Source organism: Acidovorax sp. (assembly GCF_046294525.1).
Classification (GTDB): Bacteria; Pseudomonadota; Gammaproteobacteria; order Burkholderiales; family Burkholderiaceae_C; genus Acidovorax.
Window position 1 is genome coordinate 114,313 of sequence record NZ_JBKBKQ010000001.1, and the last position, 15,855, is coordinate 130,167.

General features: G+C 65.7%; 14 protein-coding genes. All 14 read right to left on the reverse strand.

Annotated elements, in window-relative coordinates; translation table 11 throughout:
- Positions 1-15 precede the first annotated feature (15 nt).
- The 14 genes from ACK4HJ_RS00480 to ACK4HJ_RS00545 all read right to left on the reverse strand — a co-directional run bounded on the left by ACK4HJ_RS00480 (position 16) and on the right by ACK4HJ_RS00545 (position 15,808).
- The gene (locus tag ACK4HJ_RS00480; protein ID WP_409826699.1) at positions 16-441 is read right to left on the reverse strand and encodes a group II truncated hemoglobin; all 426 of its coding nucleotides are present in this window, start codon (positions 439-441) and stop codon (positions 16-18) included.
- A gap of 85 nt (positions 442-526) precedes the next feature.
- A complete protein-coding gene (locus tag ACK4HJ_RS00485; protein WP_409826701.1) occupies positions 527-3,046 on the reverse strand; it encodes an ABC transporter permease in 2,520 nt (839 codons plus the stop codon).
- 81 nt (positions 3,047-3,127) lie between these two features.
- Positions 3,128-4,864 (reverse strand): C13 family peptidase, encoded by a 1,737-nt coding sequence (locus ACK4HJ_RS00490; RefSeq protein ID WP_409826703.1) that lies wholly within the window; start codon positions 4,862-4,864, stop codon positions 3,128-3,130.
- A gap of 75 nt (positions 4,865-4,939) precedes the next feature.
- Positions 4,940-5,887 (reverse strand): formate dehydrogenase accessory sulfurtransferase FdhD, encoded by a 948-nt coding sequence (locus ACK4HJ_RS00495; RefSeq protein ID WP_409826705.1) that lies wholly within the window; start codon positions 5,885-5,887, stop codon positions 4,940-4,942.
- 160 nt (positions 5,888-6,047) lie between these two features.
- Positions 6,048-6,443 carry a hypothetical protein gene (locus tag ACK4HJ_RS00500; RefSeq protein WP_409826707.1) on the reverse strand — a complete coding sequence of 132 codons (396 nt, stop codon included), beginning with the start codon at positions 6,441-6,443 and terminating at the stop codon, positions 6,048-6,050.
- A 13-nt stretch (positions 6,444-6,456) separates the two neighbouring features.
- Positions 6,457-7,674, reverse strand: coding sequence for a formate dehydrogenase subunit gamma (locus ACK4HJ_RS00505; protein ID WP_409826709.1), 1,218 nt, complete (start codon positions 7,672-7,674; stop codon positions 6,457-6,459).
- Between the two features lie 8 nt (positions 7,675-7,682).
- A complete protein-coding gene (locus tag ACK4HJ_RS00510) occupies positions 7,683-7,928 on the reverse strand; it encodes a hypothetical protein (protein ID WP_409827371.1) in 246 nt (81 codons plus the stop codon).
- A complete protein-coding gene (gene fdh3B / locus ACK4HJ_RS00515) occupies positions 7,928-8,548 on the reverse strand; it encodes a formate dehydrogenase FDH3 subunit beta (protein WP_409826710.1) in 621 nt (206 codons plus the stop codon). The genes ACK4HJ_RS00510 and fdh3B overlap by 1 nt, the downstream gene beginning before the upstream one ends.
- Positions 8,549-8,571: 23 nt before the next feature.
- On the reverse strand, positions 8,572-11,529 hold the full coding sequence (locus ACK4HJ_RS00520; RefSeq protein WP_409826712.1) for a formate dehydrogenase subunit alpha: 2,958 nt from the start codon (positions 11,527-11,529) through the stop codon (positions 8,572-8,574).
- 11 nt (positions 11,530-11,540) lie between these two features.
- A complete protein-coding gene (locus ACK4HJ_RS00525; protein ID WP_409826714.1) occupies positions 11,541-11,750 on the reverse strand; it encodes a formate dehydrogenase in 210 nt (69 codons plus the stop codon).
- A 142-nt stretch (positions 11,751-11,892) separates the two neighbouring features.
- Positions 11,893-12,504, reverse strand: a complete 612-nt coding sequence (locus ACK4HJ_RS00530) for a molecular chaperone (protein WP_409827372.1) — start codon at positions 12,502-12,504, stop codon at positions 11,893-11,895.
- Between the two features lie 20 nt (positions 12,505-12,524).
- Complete coding sequence (locus ACK4HJ_RS00535; RefSeq protein WP_409827374.1) at positions 12,525-14,594, reverse strand: 4Fe-4S binding protein; 2,070 nt, start codon at positions 14,592-14,594, stop codon at positions 12,525-12,527.
- Entirely contained in the window at positions 14,554-15,255 is a 702-nt protein-coding gene (locus ACK4HJ_RS00540; RefSeq protein WP_409826716.1) for a DUF3306 domain-containing protein, read from the reverse strand. The genes ACK4HJ_RS00535 and ACK4HJ_RS00540 overlap by 41 nt, the downstream gene beginning before the upstream one ends.
- A complete protein-coding gene (locus ACK4HJ_RS00545) occupies positions 15,248-15,808 on the reverse strand; it encodes a DUF3305 domain-containing protein (protein ID WP_409826717.1) in 561 nt (186 codons plus the stop codon). The genes ACK4HJ_RS00540 and ACK4HJ_RS00545 overlap by 8 nt, the downstream gene beginning before the upstream one ends.
- Between the last annotated feature and the right edge of the window lie 47 nt (positions 15,809-15,855).

Consider the following 15,855-nt stretch of genomic DNA (forward strand, 5'->3'; position numbering starts at 1 on the left):
CGCCGCCACCTGTTCTCACACGCCTCGGTTCCGCATCCAGTCTGCGGTTCCCATGAAACTTTCCTTCAACCGTGCCCGCAATTCAGCAGGCACGCCCGTCTCGCCCATGGCCTGGTCCATGCAGGCAACCCACTGGTCGCGCTCCTGGATGCCGATGGAAAACGGCATGTGCCGCATACGAAGGCGGGGGTGGCCAAAGCGGCTTTGGTAGTGGTCGGGCCCGCCCAGCCAGCCGCACAGAAACCAGAACAGCTTTTGCCGGGCGCTCGCCAGGTCGCTGCCATGCGCGGCGCGCAGCTCGGCGTATGCGGGCTCCAGGTCCATCAGGTCGTAAAAGCGTTCGACCAACGCGTGCACCCGCTCCTCGCCTCCGATCCATTCAAAGGGCGTGGTGGCCCGAGCAGGGCTGGTGTTGTCGGGGTCCGAAGCTTCAGAGTTCATGGCAAAAACAGGCCCCAGCGCTTATCCGTCAAGCGCTGGCAGCTATCAATTTAAAAGCATCTGTACGCAGCAGGTCTAGGGCGCTTCACTCCGCCGCACGGCGCAGCGTGTCCACCACGGGGCGAAGCAGCACCTCGCGCAGTCCCCACCAGCCTGCGGCCAGGGCCAGCACGGCGCCGGCCACTGCGCCAGCCAGGGGCACCCAGGGCGATGCGGTCCAGGCAAAGTCGAACACGTAGCGCGCCAGGCCCCAGCCCACACCCACTGCCACGGCGCTGGCCAAAAAGCCCGCCAGCAGGCCCACCCCCACCAGCTCGGCGCGCTGCACCTGGCCCAGCAGGCGGGCCTGGGCGCCCACGGCGCGCATGATGGCGTATTCCCGCGCGCGCTCCTCGCGCGTGGCGGTGACGGCGGCAAACAGCACCACCAGGCCGGCCGCCAGGGTGAAGGCGAAAAGGAATTCGACCGCCCGAATCACCTGCTCCAGCACGCGCTGCACCTGTGCGATGGTGGCGCCCATGTCCACGTTGGTGATGTTGGGGAATTGGCGCACCAGCGCGTTGTCGAAGCCGTTGACCTCGGGCGCGCGGTAGGCGGCCAGGTAGGTGACCGGCACGTCTTTCACTTCGGCCACGGGGTACATCACGAAGAAGTTGGCGCGCATGGAGCCCCAGTCCACCTTTCGCAGGCTGGTGATGCGCGCTTCGTTCTGCACGCCGCCCATGTCGAACTGCAGGCGGTCTCCCATCTTCAGGCCCAGGGTTTCGGCAATGCCTTCCTCCACGCTGATGGCGCCCTCCTCGCCCGGCGTCCAGCGGCCGGCCACCACCTGGTTGTGGGGCGGCGCCTCGGTGGCGTTGGAGAGGTTGAATTCGCGGTCCACCAGGCGCTTGGCTCGGTCGTCGGTGTAGTCGTCGGGCCCCACCGTGCGGCCGTTCACAGCGATGAGGCGGCCGCGGATCATGGGGTACCAGTCGTAGCGGTCCACGCCGCTGCCCTTGAGCGTCTGCTGGAAAGCGTCGGCCTGGTCGGGCATCACGTTGATGACGAAGCGGTTGGGGGCATCCGGCGGGGTGGCGTTGCGCCAGCTGCTGATGAGATCGGTGCGCAGCAGCACCAGCAGCACCAGCGCCAGCAGGCCCACGGCCAGGCTGCTGACCTGCACCACGGCATAGGCCGGGCGCGCGGAGATCTGCCGCGTGGCCAACACCAGCCAGCGCGGTGCGGTGGCCTCGTTGACGCTTTTGCGCAGCAGCTTGACTGCCACCCATGACAGCCCCGCAAACAGCGCCACGGCGCCCGCAAACCCGCCCACGGCAATCAACCCCAGCTTCACATCGCTGCTGACGGCCAGCAGCAGTGCCGCAAAGCCCGCAATACCCACGCCCAGAACGGCCAGCGATGCGGGTTTGAGGCCACCCACGTCGCGGCGGATGACGCGCAGCGGCGGCACCTGGGCCAGCTGCAGCACGGGCGGCAGGCCAAAGGCCAACAGCAGCGTGAGCCCCATGCCCAGCCCAAAGGCCACGGGCCATAGGCTGGCGGCCGGCAGGGCGGATTCGACCAGGCCCGCCAGCAGCAGCACAAACACGTAGTGCACCAAGTAGCCCAGCACCACGCCCAACGTGCTGGCAAACAGGCCCACCAACGCAAACTCGGTGGTGTAGGCGCCGGCGATGGTGCGCTGGCTCTGGCCCAGCACGCGCAGCATGGCAGAGGCATCCAGGTGGTCGGCCGCAAAGCCGCGCGCGGCCAGGGCCACGGCCACGGCGGAGAGCAATGCGGCCAGCAGAGCCACAAGGCTGAGGAATTTCTGCGCGCGGTCCAGCGTCTGGCGCATTTCGGGGCGGCCGCTTTCCAGCGACTCCAGGCGCACGCCATGCACGTCCGGGTTTTTCAGCTCGGCCGTGGCCCAGGTGGTGAAGTCCTTGACGGCTGCCGCCGGGCCGATGACGGCAAAACGGTAGGTGAGCCTGCTGGCGGGCTGCACCAGGCCTGTGGCGGGCAGGTCCGCCTCGTTGACCATGACGCGGGGCGCAAAACTCATGAAGCCCGCGCCGCGGTCGGGCTCCAGCACGATGATGCGGGCAATGCGCAACTGGGCATCGCCCAGCAGCAGCATGTCGCCCATAGACAGGTTCAGCGACTCCAGCAGGGGTGCGTCCACCCACACCTCGCCGCGCGCAGGAATGTCGCGGGTGGGGGCGTCCACCGCGCCCGGCGCATCGGCCACCGTGAGGCTGCCACGCAACGGGTAGCCTGGCTGCACGCTCTTGAGCGCCACCAGCTTGCTGGCGCCGCCCTGCGCATCACCCGCCCGGCCCATGGTCGGAAAGCCCAGCGTGGTGACAGCCTGCAGACCCAGGTCGCGGGCCTTGTCCACAATATTCGCGGGCGTGGGGTTGTCGCTGGCCACCACGGCATCGCCGCCCAGCAGCTGCAGGGCATCCCGCTGCAAGCCGCCCTGCAGGCGGTCAGCAAAAAAGCCCACGGACGTGAGGGCCGCCACCGCCAGCGTCACCGCCACGATGAGCAGCCGAAGCTCGCCCGCACGCAGATCGCGCAGCAGGGTGCGCCAGCCAAGTCGTAGAAAGGACAGTGTCATGGCGCGGACCTTAGCGCAAAGTGAAACGGCTGGCCGATTGTGGGGTGTTGCGTGCCGGGCGTGCAGTGTGGGCGCCCCCACTCAGGGCTTGGCTTCCACCAGCGCATCGGCCGCCGATGTCTGCACGGCAGCGGTTGCGGGGGCCGCGTCGCCCTGCGCCAGGCGCTGCTCCAGCGCCTTCAGCACGGGCTCGATCTGCGGGCCCACATGAATCTGCGGGTTGGAGAATCCATCGGCCTTGCCCGCCTCCACCTCGCGCTGTGCGATCAGCGGCACGGCATTGTCGAACGCTTCCTTGAACGAATAGGTCTTGCGCAACTGTTCATGAAACACCGCGCGGCCGAAGAACGTGAGCTCTGACCGCGTGCCGCAGCCATACGACGTGTGGGTGGCGTCGGCGGCGGTTATGATGAGGGTGCTGTCGTTGGCCAGGGGTTCGATCCAGCCGCCCGAATAACAGGCCGACACGGCGATGACGCGGTGGCGGATGCCGGCGTCGTCCAGCGCGGCACGAAGCATCTCGGGCGTGGCGGGGGCCACCTTCAACGGCCAGTGGGCAGCGGCCAGTTCGTGGTTGCGCGCGCCGTGCGATGTCATGTAGACCACCAGGATGTCGCGCTCGCGGTCCATGCGGTCGGCCAGGCCCGCGATGGCGCGCTGCAGGTTCTGCGGCGTGGCCCAGGCGTGCGTACCGGCAGTTTCAGCGTGGTTGAGCAGGTGGACCACACGGCCTCGGGCGTCAAACCGCTCTTGCAGCACGCCGCTGACCATGGTGCTTTCGCGGCGGAACACTTCTTCGCCTGCATAGGGCGCAAACACCAGCCCGTAGACATTGGCCTCGCCCGGCTTGCCCGGCGCCAGGGCCTGCAGTTGCTGCTGCAGCAAGGGTTGCTGCGCCTCAATAACCTCCTGGGTCAGCGACAGGCGCACGGGCTCAGGCGCGGGCTCCTCACCGGCCGCGGCGGCCTGGGCACGCGCCGCGGCGGCGTCATATTCCCAGGGCCGGTCGGGAAACTGCCAGGTACCCAGCGCAATCACGCCCACCAGCGCCGCCGAGTACACGGCCGTACGGGGCCACGACCCTACAAAGCGCGCGCTGACAGCGATCAACGTGGCCACCACCCAAACGGTGAGCACACCGTAGATCGCCCAAAAGACATTGCCCGCCAGGTCGCTGGCCCAAAAGTCTGGCTTGCGCGCCGCCCAGGCCAGCAGACCGTACAGCGCCACGGTCGGAACGAGGGGCGCCCAGCCGCACAGAACGTACCAGGCGGCCACGCCGCCGGACGGTGGGGCTGCCTGCGCCGTACCCGCCCCCCGACCCGTATGCGCAGCTGCCGCACGGCGTGCCGCCTGAGCGGGCGCCATGGCCCACCATCCAAACCACAAAATCACCAGCCCCGTCCACAGTGGTGTGAGCCAGCCGCGCAGGTTGAACTGCGCAGGCCCTGCCACCTCCAGACGCGCCATGCCCAGCAACAGCCCGGTTTGCAGCAGAACCAGCACGATGAATTGCCATGGCGTGGGCGCACTGGCGCCGGTGCGCGGCCGCAAAAACAGCGTGGCACGCAGGCCTTCGGTGATCCACCTGAGCATGGGGAGCACTGCGGCACTCGGTGCGGATGGCGACGTTGGCGCGGCGGGCGCGGCCAGCGAGGTGGAATGAGCCCGCGAAGCGCTGGGCACTGCTGCGGGCGAATGGGTGAGAACCGCTGCCTCTTCCAGCGGGACCTCGATCTCAGCCACTGGCTCCGGCCCCCATTGGCTGGGCAGGGTGTCCGCCCAGTCGCTCTTATTCTTGGAGTTCAGGTCTTTCATGCGCGCATCATGCCATCGCTGCATGACGGGTCTACGCCCGACTGGAGCACCTTCGCAGCGGGTGGGTTGTACGGGCTAAGACTCTATGGCGACCCCGGCAGTTGCTGGTGCGGGCGTCGGGCCTGCAGGCAACACCGCCAGCTCGGGCTGCAACACTAGGCGATCCGCCCCGCTGTAGCAAACAAAGCGCCGGTTCGTGGCCCGCCCGATGGCGCACAGACCCAGTTGCCGCGCCACGGCATGGCCCATCTGCGTCATGCCGCTGCGGGACACCACGATCGGCACGCCCATCTGAGCGGACTTGATGACCATCTCGCTCGTGAGGCGGCCGGTGGTGTAGAAGACCTTGTCCGCCCCGGACATGGGCGCTGGGTACTGCCCTGAGCTGTCTGCAGTCTGGCCGCTCATCCACATCCAGCCGGCAATGGTGTCGATGGCGTTATGCCGGCCCACGTCTTCCACAAAGGTCAGCAGCGTCTCACCCTGGAACAGGGCGCAGCCGTGCACCGAACCGGCTGATTTGTAGGTGCTCTCCTTAAGGCGGATGGCGTTGACGATGCCGTAGAGCTGGGCCTGGGTGAGGCGCGCGTCGGGCAGCACGATGCGGTCCACCTCGTCCATCAGGCCGCCAAAAACGCTGCCCTGGCCGCAGCCCGTGGTGACAACCTTGCTGGCGGTGCGCTCTTCAATGCGCTCGATACCGTGCCGGGTCCGCACGGCGGCGGCGTTGACGTCCCAGTCCACGGTGATGGACTCGATGTCGTACACCGAATCCACCAGCCTCTGGTTGCGCAGATAGCCCAACACCAGCAGTTCGGGCTGTGCACCCAGCGTCATCAGCGTGACCAGTTCGCGCTTGTCCACATACACGGTGAGCGGCCGTTCGGCAGGTATTTGCACCTGCTCGCGTTCGCCGTGCTCGTTGACCACCTCGACCGCATGGGTGAGGGGTGCCTGGGCCTGCGTGAGGCGTGGCAAGGCCCACGGGGCTGGTGTGGGCGTACTGGAGATCGAAGTAGCCATAGGGCGGATGGTAGGGGGGTTCGCGAAATGCCGACGGTTACCCAAACAATAAAGCCGTGCCATCCGGGGACAGCACGGCTTGACGCCGGGGCCGATACGAACCAGAGCCCGCGGGGCTGCAGCCTTCAGCCGAGCACCGCAACCCGAGCTGGGCCGGTCTTCAGGACTTGGGTGCGGACGCAGCAGCCGCCGCCGGCACCGTGGTGTTGGGCGGGCTGCTGGCCGTGCCCGGTGGCGAATGGGCACCCGCCGCTTCAATCGGCTTGGCGGCTGGAGGCGTGTAAGCAAAGGGGCCCGGGTCGGTGCAAGCGGCCCCAGCGGCGGTGGCGGGCTTGGCCGATGGCGTGGTCTTGCGGTAGTGCGCGGCCACACGGTCTTGGGACAGGCAGAGCTTGTAGTTGTCCACCTTGCCGGCCCACGCCGCACGGGCGGCCGTCTCGGCCGCCTTGGCTGCGGCTTCGGGCGTGGGGGGAGGCAACTTGGCCGATGCCAGGGCGCAGAAGCCGGTGGCACACAGGGCGAGCAGCGTTTTCTTTGCGAAGGATGTATGGGTCATCATGGTGTATGCCTTATGCCTGAGCGGGCTTGCGCGCCACGGCATCGCCTGCGGGCTGCGTGGTGTGGGTGTGGCTGCGCTGCGCGGGAATCTTGCCGGCCTGGATGTCGTCGTACCAGAGCTCGTGGTGCTCCTTGGCCCAGCCTTCGCTGACATAACCAGTGCGCATCGCCTTGTAGGCTCCGCGCATGCCTACCGTGCCCATGTAGATGTGGCCGCAGATCAAGCCCATCATCCAGATCGCGAGCGTGGCGTGGATCATGTGGGCGATCTGCATGTCGCTGCGCACGTCGCCAAAGCCGGGGATGAGCTTGTCGAGCACCAGGCCCGAGCCCACCACAAAGATGCCGGGAATGGTGATACCCCACCAGAACAGGCCCTTCTCGCCCGCGTTGAAGCGGTGCGAAGGCACCTCGTGGTCACCCTTGCCCAGCATGCCGCCGCCCTTGGCCAACCACACAAAGTCAGCCCGGCTGGCGATGTTGTCCTTGATGAACGTGAGAATGATCACCAGCAGCGACACCGCAAACAACGGCCCCATGAAGTTGTGCACGTTCTTGAGCGCGTAGGTCAGCCAGCCAAACAGCGTGGCTCCCATGATCGGCAGCAGGAAGAACTTGCCAAACGCCATGACGATGCCGGACACGGCCAAGGCGATGAACGCAAAGGCGTTGGCCCAGTGCGCGGCGCGCTCAAACGGGGTGAAGCGTTCGATGCGGCGCGTGCCTGTGCCATCGGCGTGGTCCTTGCCCATCGGACCTTTCACGAAGTAGAAGATGCCCAGAGCCAGCAGCACGATGGCGAAGAACGCCGCGCCGTAGGGAATGATCCAGTTGTTGCGCACCTGCCTCCAGGCCTCGCCCGCGTTGGTGACTCGCGAGCCGGGGTACTGCACAAACGGCTGGATCAGATTGCCCGCTTCGGGCGCTTGACTGAGGGGCAGGCTGCTGTAGCCTGTCACGCCCTGCCCCACCTGGCGCCACATGGGCGCATTGTTGCCGGGCTGGACCTTGGCGCGCTCGCCGTTGGTCTGCTGGGCATATTGGGGGTCGGCGCTGGCGTCTGGCTTGACGTCGAAGATGTTCTGGCTCTGGATGCCGCCGGGCGCAGGCGCTGCGGCGGGAGCTGTAGCCGCATCCGGAGCGGCCGAGGCCTGCTGCGCAAATGCGGCACCACCGGACAATCCGGCCAGACCCGCTACCAGAGCCAAGGACCACACGATGTGTTTCATGGTGGACCTCACTTGGTTTGGGTGCGGGTGTACTCGTTCTGGCCGTACTGCTGGCGGGCCTTCAGCTGGGCTTCCCAACTGGCTTTGTCGCCCGCCTGCCACCCCGGCTGGGTGAAGTTGCTGCCAGTGCCTGCGTAGGGTGCGGCATCGCTGCGGATGCCCATGCCCGTTTGCGGCTTCTCGCCGCACGCAGTGAGCGCGGCTACAGCGGCCACAGCAAGGGTGGTTCGGGCAAGGGGATGAAGGCGCTTCATCATGACTTGGCTCCTGCAGGCGGCTGGCCTGCCTGTTGCGAACCGTAGGCAGTGCCCCAGCCCCACACCTCGGCGCCCTTGCCACGCTGCACCACGCGGTTGCGGAAGATGTCGGCGACCACGTCGCCATCACCGGCCAGCAAAGCCTTGGTGGAGCACATTTCCGCACACGCAGGCAGCTTGCCTTCGGCCAAGCGGTTGCGGCCGTATTTCTCAAATTCGGCCTGGCTGCCGTGGGTCTCGGGACCGCCGGCGCAGAAGGTGCACTTGTCCATCTTGCCGCGCACACCAAACGTGCCGCTCGACGGGAACTGTGGCGCACCAAACGGGCAGGCATAGCTGCAATAGCCGCAGCCGATGCACACGTCCTTGTCGTGCAGCACTACACCCTCTTCAGTGCGATAGAAGCAGTTGACGGGGCATACCGCCATGCACGGCGCGTCGCTGCAATGCATGCAGGCCACCGAGATGGATTTTTCGCCCGGCACACCGTCGTTGAGCGTGACCACGCGGCGGCGGTTCACGCCCCAGGGCACCTCGTGCTCGTTCTTGCAGGCGGTCACGCAGCCGTTGCACTCGATGCAGCGCTCTGCGTCACAGATAAATTTCATACGTGCCATGTGTGTCTCCTTGCGTGGCGCGATCAGGCGCGTTCCACGTTGCAGATCGTGGTCTTGGTTTCTTGCATCATGGTCACGCTGTCGTAGCCATAGGTGGTAGCCGTGTTGACGGCCTCACCGCGCACCACAGGGGCCGCACCCTTGGGGTAGTAGGCCAGCATGTCTTTGCCCTGCCAGTGACCCGAAAAGTGGAACGGCATCCACACCGTGTCGGGCGCCACACGCTCTGTGACGAGCGCCTGCACGTTGATGCGCGCGCCGGTGGGCGAGCTCAGCCACACCCGCTCGCCGTTGCGAATGCCCCGGTCGGCAGCGGTCTTGGGGTTGATCTCGACGAACGACTCCTGCTGCAGTTCGGCCAGCCAGGGGTTGGAACGGGTTTCCTCGCCACCGCCTTCGTATTCGACCAGGCGACCCGAGCTCATGATGAGCGGGAACTTCTCGTGCACCTTGTCGGCCACGTTCTTTTCCTGCACCGTCTTGTAAAGCGTGGGCAGGCGCCAGAAGGCCTTTTTGTCGTCGTGCGTGGGGTACTTGGCCATGAGGTCAGGCCGGGTGCCATACAGCGGCTCGCGGTGCTGCGGAATAGCGTCGGGGAAGTTCCACACCACCGCGCGGGCCTTGGCGTTGCCAAACGGATGGCAGCCATGCTTGAGCGCCACGCGGATGATCGCGCCCGTAGGGTCGGTCTTCCAGTTCTTGCCTTCGGCCTTGGCCTTCTCGGCATCGCTCAGGTCGTCCCACCAGCCCAGCTTTTTCAGCAGCACGTGGTCGAACTCGGGGTAGCCCGTGGTGATCTCGCAGCCCAACGAATGCGATCCATCTTCAGCCAGCAGGTTGACGCCGTCCTTTTCCACACCGAAGTTGGCGCGAAAGTTGCCACCGCCATCCATGACGTGCTTGGAGGTGTCGTACAGATTGGGTGAGCCGGGGTGCTTCAGCTCGGGCGTGCCATAGCAAGGCCAGGGCAAGCCGAAGTAGTCGCCGCCAAAGTCATAGCCGGTTTCCTTGTCCTTGCCACCCTTGGCCTTCAGGGTCTTCACATCGAACAAATGCATGTTCCGCATGTGGGCCTTCAGCCGCTCGGGGCTCTGGCCGGTGTAGCCAATGGTCCACACCGATTTGTTGATTTCGCGCAGGATGTCCTCAGGCACGGGCTCGTCCATGCCCTTGACCTTTTGCATCTTGTAGTTCTTGGACAGCTCGGCCGCGAAGCCCAGCTTTTCGGCGAACTGATGCATGATCATGTGGTCCGAGCGGCTTTCCCACAGCGGCTCGATGACCTTTTCGCGCCACTGGATGGAGCGGTTGGAAGCCGTACACGAACCGCTGGTTTCGAACTGCGTAGCTGCAGGCAGCAGGTACACCGCGCGGTTAGGGTTCAAATCCTCTGCCTTGCCGGGCATGGCAGCCATCGCAGCGGTGGCCGATGGATATGGGTCCACCACCACCAGCAGGTCCAGCTTGTCCATGGCGCGCTTCATTTCAAGGCCACGGGTCTGCGAATTGGGCGCATGGCCCCAGAAGAACACGCCGCGCAGGTTGGAGTCCTGGTCGATGAGCTCGTTGTTCTCCAGCACGCCGTCAATCCAGCGCGACACGGTGATGCCGCTCTTGGTCATCATCGCGGGAGAAGCATATTGCTTCTTTATCCATTCAAAGTCCACGCCCCAGACCGCGGCAAAGTGCTTCCATGAGCCTTCGGCCAGGCCGTAGTAGCCTGGCAGCGAGTCGGGGTTGGGGCCCACGTCGGTCGCGCCCTGCACGTTGTCGTGGCCGCGGAAGATGTTGGTGCCGCCACCGGTCTTGCCCACATTGCCCAGCGCCAGCTGCAAGATGCACGAGGCACGCACCATGGCGTTGCCGATGGTGTGCTGGGTCTGGCCCATACACCACACGATGGTGCCGGGGTTGTTGTCGTGCAGCATCTTGGCGACCTTGAACATCTGGTCTTCCTTGACGCCGCAGGCCTCTTCCACCTTGTCAGGCGTCCATTTCGCCAGCACATCTTCGCGCACCTTTTCCATGCCGTAGACACGGTCCTGGATGTACTTTTTGTCTTCCCAGCCATTCTTAAAGATGTGGTAGAGCAGGCCGAAGAGGAAAGGAATATCAGTGCCCGAGCGGATGCGCACGTACTCGTCGGCCTTGGCCGCAGTGCGGGTGAAGCGCGGGTCCACGACGATCATCTTGCAGCCGGTTTCCTTGGCGTGCAGCATGTGCAGCATGGACACTGGATGGGCCTCGGCGGCGTTGGAGCCGATGTACAGAGCGACCTTGCTGTTCTGCATGTCGTTGTACGAATTGGTCATTGCCCCGTAGCCCCAGGTGTTGGCCACGCCCGCCACGGTGGTCGAGTGGCATATGCGCGCCTGGTGGTCGCAGTTGTTGGTGCCCCAGAAGCTCACAAACTTGCGCAGCAGATAGGCTTGCTCGTTGTTGTGCTTGGACGATCCGACAAAGTAAACACTGTCTGGGCCGCTGGCGGCACGCAGCTCTTTCATCTTGGCGGTGATTTCGTTCAGCGCCGTGTCCCAGCTGATGCGCTCGTACTTGCCGTTGACCAGCTTCATGGGGTAGCGCAGACGGTACTCGCCGTGGCCATGCTCACGCAGGGCCGCACCCTTGGCGCAGTGGGCACCCAGGTTGATGGGCGAATCGAACACAGGCTCTTGACGCACCCACACACCGTTCTCCACCACAGCATCCACGGCGCAACCCACCGAACAGTGGGTGCAGATGGTGCGGCGCACTTCGATCTTGCTGTCGCCGATGGCAACCTTGGCACCTTCGGCTGCGTTGGATTTTTTGACCAGCGCCAGCTGCGATGCCGCAATGCCAACGCCCACCCCCAGGCCCGAGCGGCGCAGGAAGGAGCGGCGGTCCATGGTAGGCAGCGCGTGCGACAGGCCGCGGCGCAGGCTGTGGACAAACGGAGAAGCAGGCGCGGACGTGTGGGAAGACTTTTTGGTTAGCAACATGGCACGCCCCGTCAGAGTTGGGTGGTCTTGTAGTACTGCTTCACATGGGCAGACAGGTGGTACCCGCCGCCTTTCTCTGGAGCGACACGCGCGGGCTCAGACACGACCGGGTCTGACGGAACCACATGGGGGAGGGCCACGACGGCTGCTGCTGCAGCCCCAACGGTGGCAGCACCGGAGAAGAAGCTCCGGCGGGAGGAATTCGGCTGGCGGTTCTGCATGTTGTCTCCAGAATGGCTGGCAGCTATGAAAAGGTATTCATACAGTCTATGACAGTGTGTAAAACCCTGCAATCCAGCTTTACACCCCCTACTAACCCACTCATCTTTTATAGCAGCAGCATGGGTGCTGCGGGGCCACAGGTCAGTCCAGCATGTCGAAGCCCTGCGACTCCACCGCGATGAAAGACCGCGTGAACAAAGCGATTGCGCCATAAAACCGTGCTTGCGGATGGGCGCCTAACACATCGCACAGCTGCTGCACCCAGGGCTGCAAATGCGTTGCAAAAAAGTCGCGCTGCGACGTCAGGTTGCAGACAGCCACATCGTCGCCCGCAATGAGGTAGCGCATCACTTCACACACATACGCAATGTGATCCTCGGTTTCCGACATGCCCTCATCACGCGCCAGGCCCAGACGGTCCAGGTCGGCACGCAGGCGGGCCAGGGGCTTTTCGTTGAGAAATCCGCTCAGGTAGTGAGACCCATACAGAAACACCTCGGGCTTGCCGACGCCGCCAAACAGGCGGTCGTACTCGCGCGCGATCTCGGCGTCGCTTTGCGCCCGGGCCGCGCCCACCACCTGCTGCCAGGGCTCTTGCAAAAAGCCCCCCTCAGCCGGTGCTTCGGTTACCGCCACGCGCAGGGCAGACAGCAATTCGGGGCCGGGCGCTGCGTAATACAGCTGCGAAAGCAGGCCATACAGCTCGGCGCGCGCGGTTTCTTCGTCCAGCGCCGAACTGCCGCCGGGCGGCATCAGCGAAGCAGGTTGGGCGCTCACAGGTCGGTCACTTTCGTTTCGTTTTGGGAGGAATACAGGTCGATCACGCGGCAGTCGCTGCACATCTTCAGACGCTCCAGCGCGTCGCCCTGGAACATCGCGTGGCCCGACAGTTTGCCCAGCATGGCCTCGATGGCTTTGACGGTGCCAAAGGGCTTGCTGCAGCGCACGCAGGCCCAGGGCTTGGCTTCGTTGAGCACACGCAGCTGCGCGCGCTCGGGCGCGAGCAGCAGGCGCGGCTGCAGGGTGATCGCGTCTTCCGGGCAGGTGGTGGCGCACAGGCCACACTGCACGCAGTTCTTTTCGATGAAGCGCAATTGCGGCAGCTGCGGGTTGTCCTGCAGCGCACTGGCGGGGCAGGCGCTCACACAGCTCAGGCACAGGGTGCAGCGGTCCTTGTTGACCTCGATGGTGCCCAGGGGCGACCCCACGGCGGGCAAGGCGATGGCCGCAGGCCGTTCGGCCACGGGCATGGGAGCCTGCTCGATGAGGTGGTCAAGTGCCATCTCCAGCGTGCTGCGCTTCTCTTGGGCCACCGCAAAACGTGCGGCCACGGCGGGTGTCTTCTGACGCGTCTGGCCCAGCCCTTGCAATGCGGCGTCTAACTCTGTGGGATGCGTGGCACGCAGCAACTGCACATGGGTGCCGGTGTACCCCAGCCCTCGCAGGATGGCCTGCGCAACGTCCATCTGGGCCTGAAGGCCGTCGAGATATTGCGGCGCTTCTTCGTCGGTGCAGAGCACCACGACCTGCGAGGCGCCGTAGGCGATGGCACTCAGCCACAGGTCTACCCCCGTGCTGGCCGTGTGCCACAGTGCCACCGGGATCACGTTGGCAGGCACGCCCTGCGCCAGCTTCAGCTGGGCAGCACGCCCCAGCTCCTCCACCAGCGCCTGGCCGCGCTCCTGGCTGTGCAGCAGCAGCACCGCATCCTTGCCACCGGCAGCCGCGTAGGTGGACAGCAGCGTCTTGAGCTTGGTGCCCAGCTCTGTCGCACGGGGGTAAGCATAGGTCAGCGCGCCCGTGGGGCACACGGTGGTGCAGGCGCCGCAGCCCACGCACAGGTTGGGGTTCACCTTGATTTGCTGGCGGCCCTTGTCGCTGCTGATGGCTTCGGCGGAGCAGATGTCCACGCAGGCGTTGCAGCCCACGGTGGCGTTGCGGCTGTGAGCACACAGCTTTTGTTTGTAGGCAAAAAACTTGGGCTTCTCGAACTCGCCCACCAGTTCGCGCAGCTTGAGCAGCGTGCCCAGGTCCCGCCCATCCCAGCGCAGGTAACCCTGCGGCAGCGTGTGCTGCAAAAATGTGGGTGTGGCGGTGGGCGAACGCAGGTCGAGCACCAGGTCAAAGCGCTCGGTCTGCGCCGTGGCGTCACGGGTGAAGTCGATGGCACCCGCCACCTGGCACACCTTCACGCAGGCGCGGTGTGACTGGCAGGCGGCCAGGTCGATCTGGTAATCCAGGCCAATGGCGTTCTCAGGGCAGGCCGCTACACAGGCATTGCAGCGCGTGCACAGGTCCAGGTCGATGGGGTTGTCGGCCTTCCACTGCAGCTCAAACGCACCCAGCCAGCCGGTGAGGCCCGTGATGCGCCCGCCCAGCACGGGGTAGCGCCGCGCCTGCGCGCCACCCGCATTGCCGGGGCCCTGGGTGAAAAGGGTCACATCCAGCACATCCGACACCAGCGCGGCGGCCTGCTCGGCCTGGTCCAGCGGGCCGATGATGAGCAAGCGGCCTGTGCTTTTGTAGGTGACGGTGGGTACCGGCTCGGGCTCCGGCAGATGGGCTGCGGCCAACAATGCAGCGACCTTCGGGCTGGCCTTGGCGGCGTCGCGGCTCCAGCCACCAGTCTCGCGAATGTTCACAAACCGGATGGGCGAGACCGCACCTTCGGTCTGCTGACCAAGGTCGGCAAACAGGCGCTGCTCCTGGGTGCAGGCCACCACCACCTCCTGCCCGGACTGGATTGCTTTCTGAAACGCCCCCGCGTCGCGGCGGCACAGGGTGGAGTGGAGGGTCAGGTCTTCATGCAGTGCCTCGCCCAACGCCTTGGCGTTGAGGGGCATCGTCTGGTTGCAGTCGCAAATGAGCGTCGTGGTCATCGTGGGTGTGGCTGGCTGGCATGGCCACCCCATCCTCTTCAGAACGGGCGACCCGCACAGGCTCGCTGGTGGGAACGCCAGGAACAGCGTTGCATACCCCGGACTGTGCCACGTCTGTGCGGCCGTCGGCCTCCGCATCATCCCGAGGCTGAGCGGCCTCCGGGGCTATTGCATCGCCGCCTTGGTCTGCTACTTCACCCCCGGCCTTATTTTCGTCGTCAAAGAAGCCCATCGCATGCGCGCTGGCCATCTGGCGCAGCATGCCTGCGGGCAAAGGGTCGGGCTGGGTGTAGTCGTCGATGTAAATATCGAGCCCATCCATCACATTGAAGTGCGGGTCGGCAAACAGCTTCTTCATCGCCAGGTTGCGCACCTCGGGCGAGACGGCACGGGACACAAAGGGTTTGAAGTCGGATGCGGGGGTGAGCGCCTGCGCGTCGGCCAGCGTGGGAGGTGGAGGCTCAGACGCCGGGGCAGCCTCTGCAGGCGCGGACACGGGTGCAGGCGCAGCAATCTGGGCAGCCACAGCAGGAGCAGGCACTGGCGGCACAGGCTCCTCCACCGGCCTGCCCTCCCGCACGTCCTGCTTGCGGCGCGACCAGCGTCCCAGGAAGCCGTCAGCCATGGCCACGCCCTCCTCCACCGCCGCCACGTTGCTTCTCGGTGGACACCGACGCAGGGTTGCCAAAGCGGTCCGTCAGCGACTGGAAACTGTCCGGCCGCTTGCGGCGTTTGGGCTCGGGCTGGTAGTGCTCGGCCACAAAGGCGCGCAGCGCCTCCAGCACCTCGGGGGCGGCGGGCACCTGCTCCACAGTCTCCTGCGCATCCAGCCAGCGGCCGGCGTCGTGGTAGCTCAGGCTCACGGCCACGGGGCGGGCCAGGGGGATCTCGCCCGTGCCCGTGTCTTCATCGCGGCGCCACATCACAAACCAGCAGGGCGCGGGCGAGGTGAGGTTGAGGTGGTAGCCCTCGGCATCGTCGCGGAACAGCTCCACGCGAAAGCCGGGAAACAGCCAGCGCTGCTCACGCTCGTCCTGGATCAGCGGGCGGGGCTCGCTGCCGAAGGTGGGTTCGTGGATCACCACCTCGGCCAGCGACCAGCGCCAGGGCTGCCAGCGGTTGTCGATGTGCTCGCACCGCATGATCACTGCAACGTCGGTGTAGGGGCGCTCTGTCATGGGCGCTGACTGTACCCCGGCGCACGGCCAGGGTCAGCGCGGCCTGC

Coding starts and splice junctions, on each gene's coding strand:
- ACK4HJ_RS00490 (WP_409826703.1), bottom strand. CDS start 4,864: ATGAAAGACCTGAACTCCAAGAATAAGAGCGACTGGGCGGACACCCTG.
- ACK4HJ_RS00505 (WP_409826709.1), bottom strand. CDS start 7,674: ATGAAACACATCGTGTGGTCCTTGGCTCTGGTAGCGGGTCTGGCCGGA.
- ACK4HJ_RS00485 (WP_409826701.1), bottom strand. CDS start 3,046: ATGACACTGTCCTTTCTACGACTTGGCTGGCGCACCCTGCTGCGCGAT.
- ACK4HJ_RS00520 (WP_409826712.1), bottom strand. CDS start 11,529: ATGTTGCTAACCAAAAAGTCTTCCCACACGTCCGCGCCTGCTTCTCCG.
- ACK4HJ_RS00530 (WP_409827372.1), bottom strand. CDS start 12,504: ATGCCGCCCGGCGGCAGTTCGGCGCTGGACGAAGAAACCGCGCGCGCC.
- ACK4HJ_RS00495 (WP_409826705.1), bottom strand. CDS start 5,887: ATGGCTACTTCGATCTCCAGTACGCCCACACCAGCCCCGTGGGCCTTG.
- ACK4HJ_RS00535 (WP_409827374.1), bottom strand. CDS start 14,594: ATGCCCCTCAACGCCAAGGCGTTGGGCGAGGCACTGCATGAAGACCTG.
- ACK4HJ_RS00480 (WP_409826699.1), bottom strand. CDS start 441: ATGAACTCTGAAGCTTCGGACCCCGACAACACCAGCCCTGCTCGGGCC.
- ACK4HJ_RS00500 (WP_409826707.1), bottom strand. CDS start 6,443: ATGACCCATACATCCTTCGCAAAGAAAACGCTGCTCGCCCTGTGTGCC.
- ACK4HJ_RS00525 (WP_409826714.1), bottom strand. CDS start 11,750: ATGCAGAACCGCCAGCCGAATTCCTCCCGCCGGAGCTTCTTCTCCGGT.
- ACK4HJ_RS00510 (WP_409827371.1), bottom strand. CDS start 7,928: ATGAAGCGCCTTCATCCCCTTGCCCGAACCACCCTTGCTGTGGCCGCT.
- fdh3B (WP_409826710.1), bottom strand. CDS start 8,548: ATGGCACGTATGAAATTTATCTGTGACGCAGAGCGCTGCATCGAGTGC.
- ACK4HJ_RS00545 (WP_409826717.1), bottom strand. CDS start 15,808: ATGACAGAGCGCCCCTACACCGACGTTGCAGTGATCATGCGGTGCGAG.
- ACK4HJ_RS00540 (WP_409826716.1), bottom strand. CDS start 15,255: ATGGCTGACGGCTTCCTGGGACGCTGGTCGCGCCGCAAGCAGGACGTG.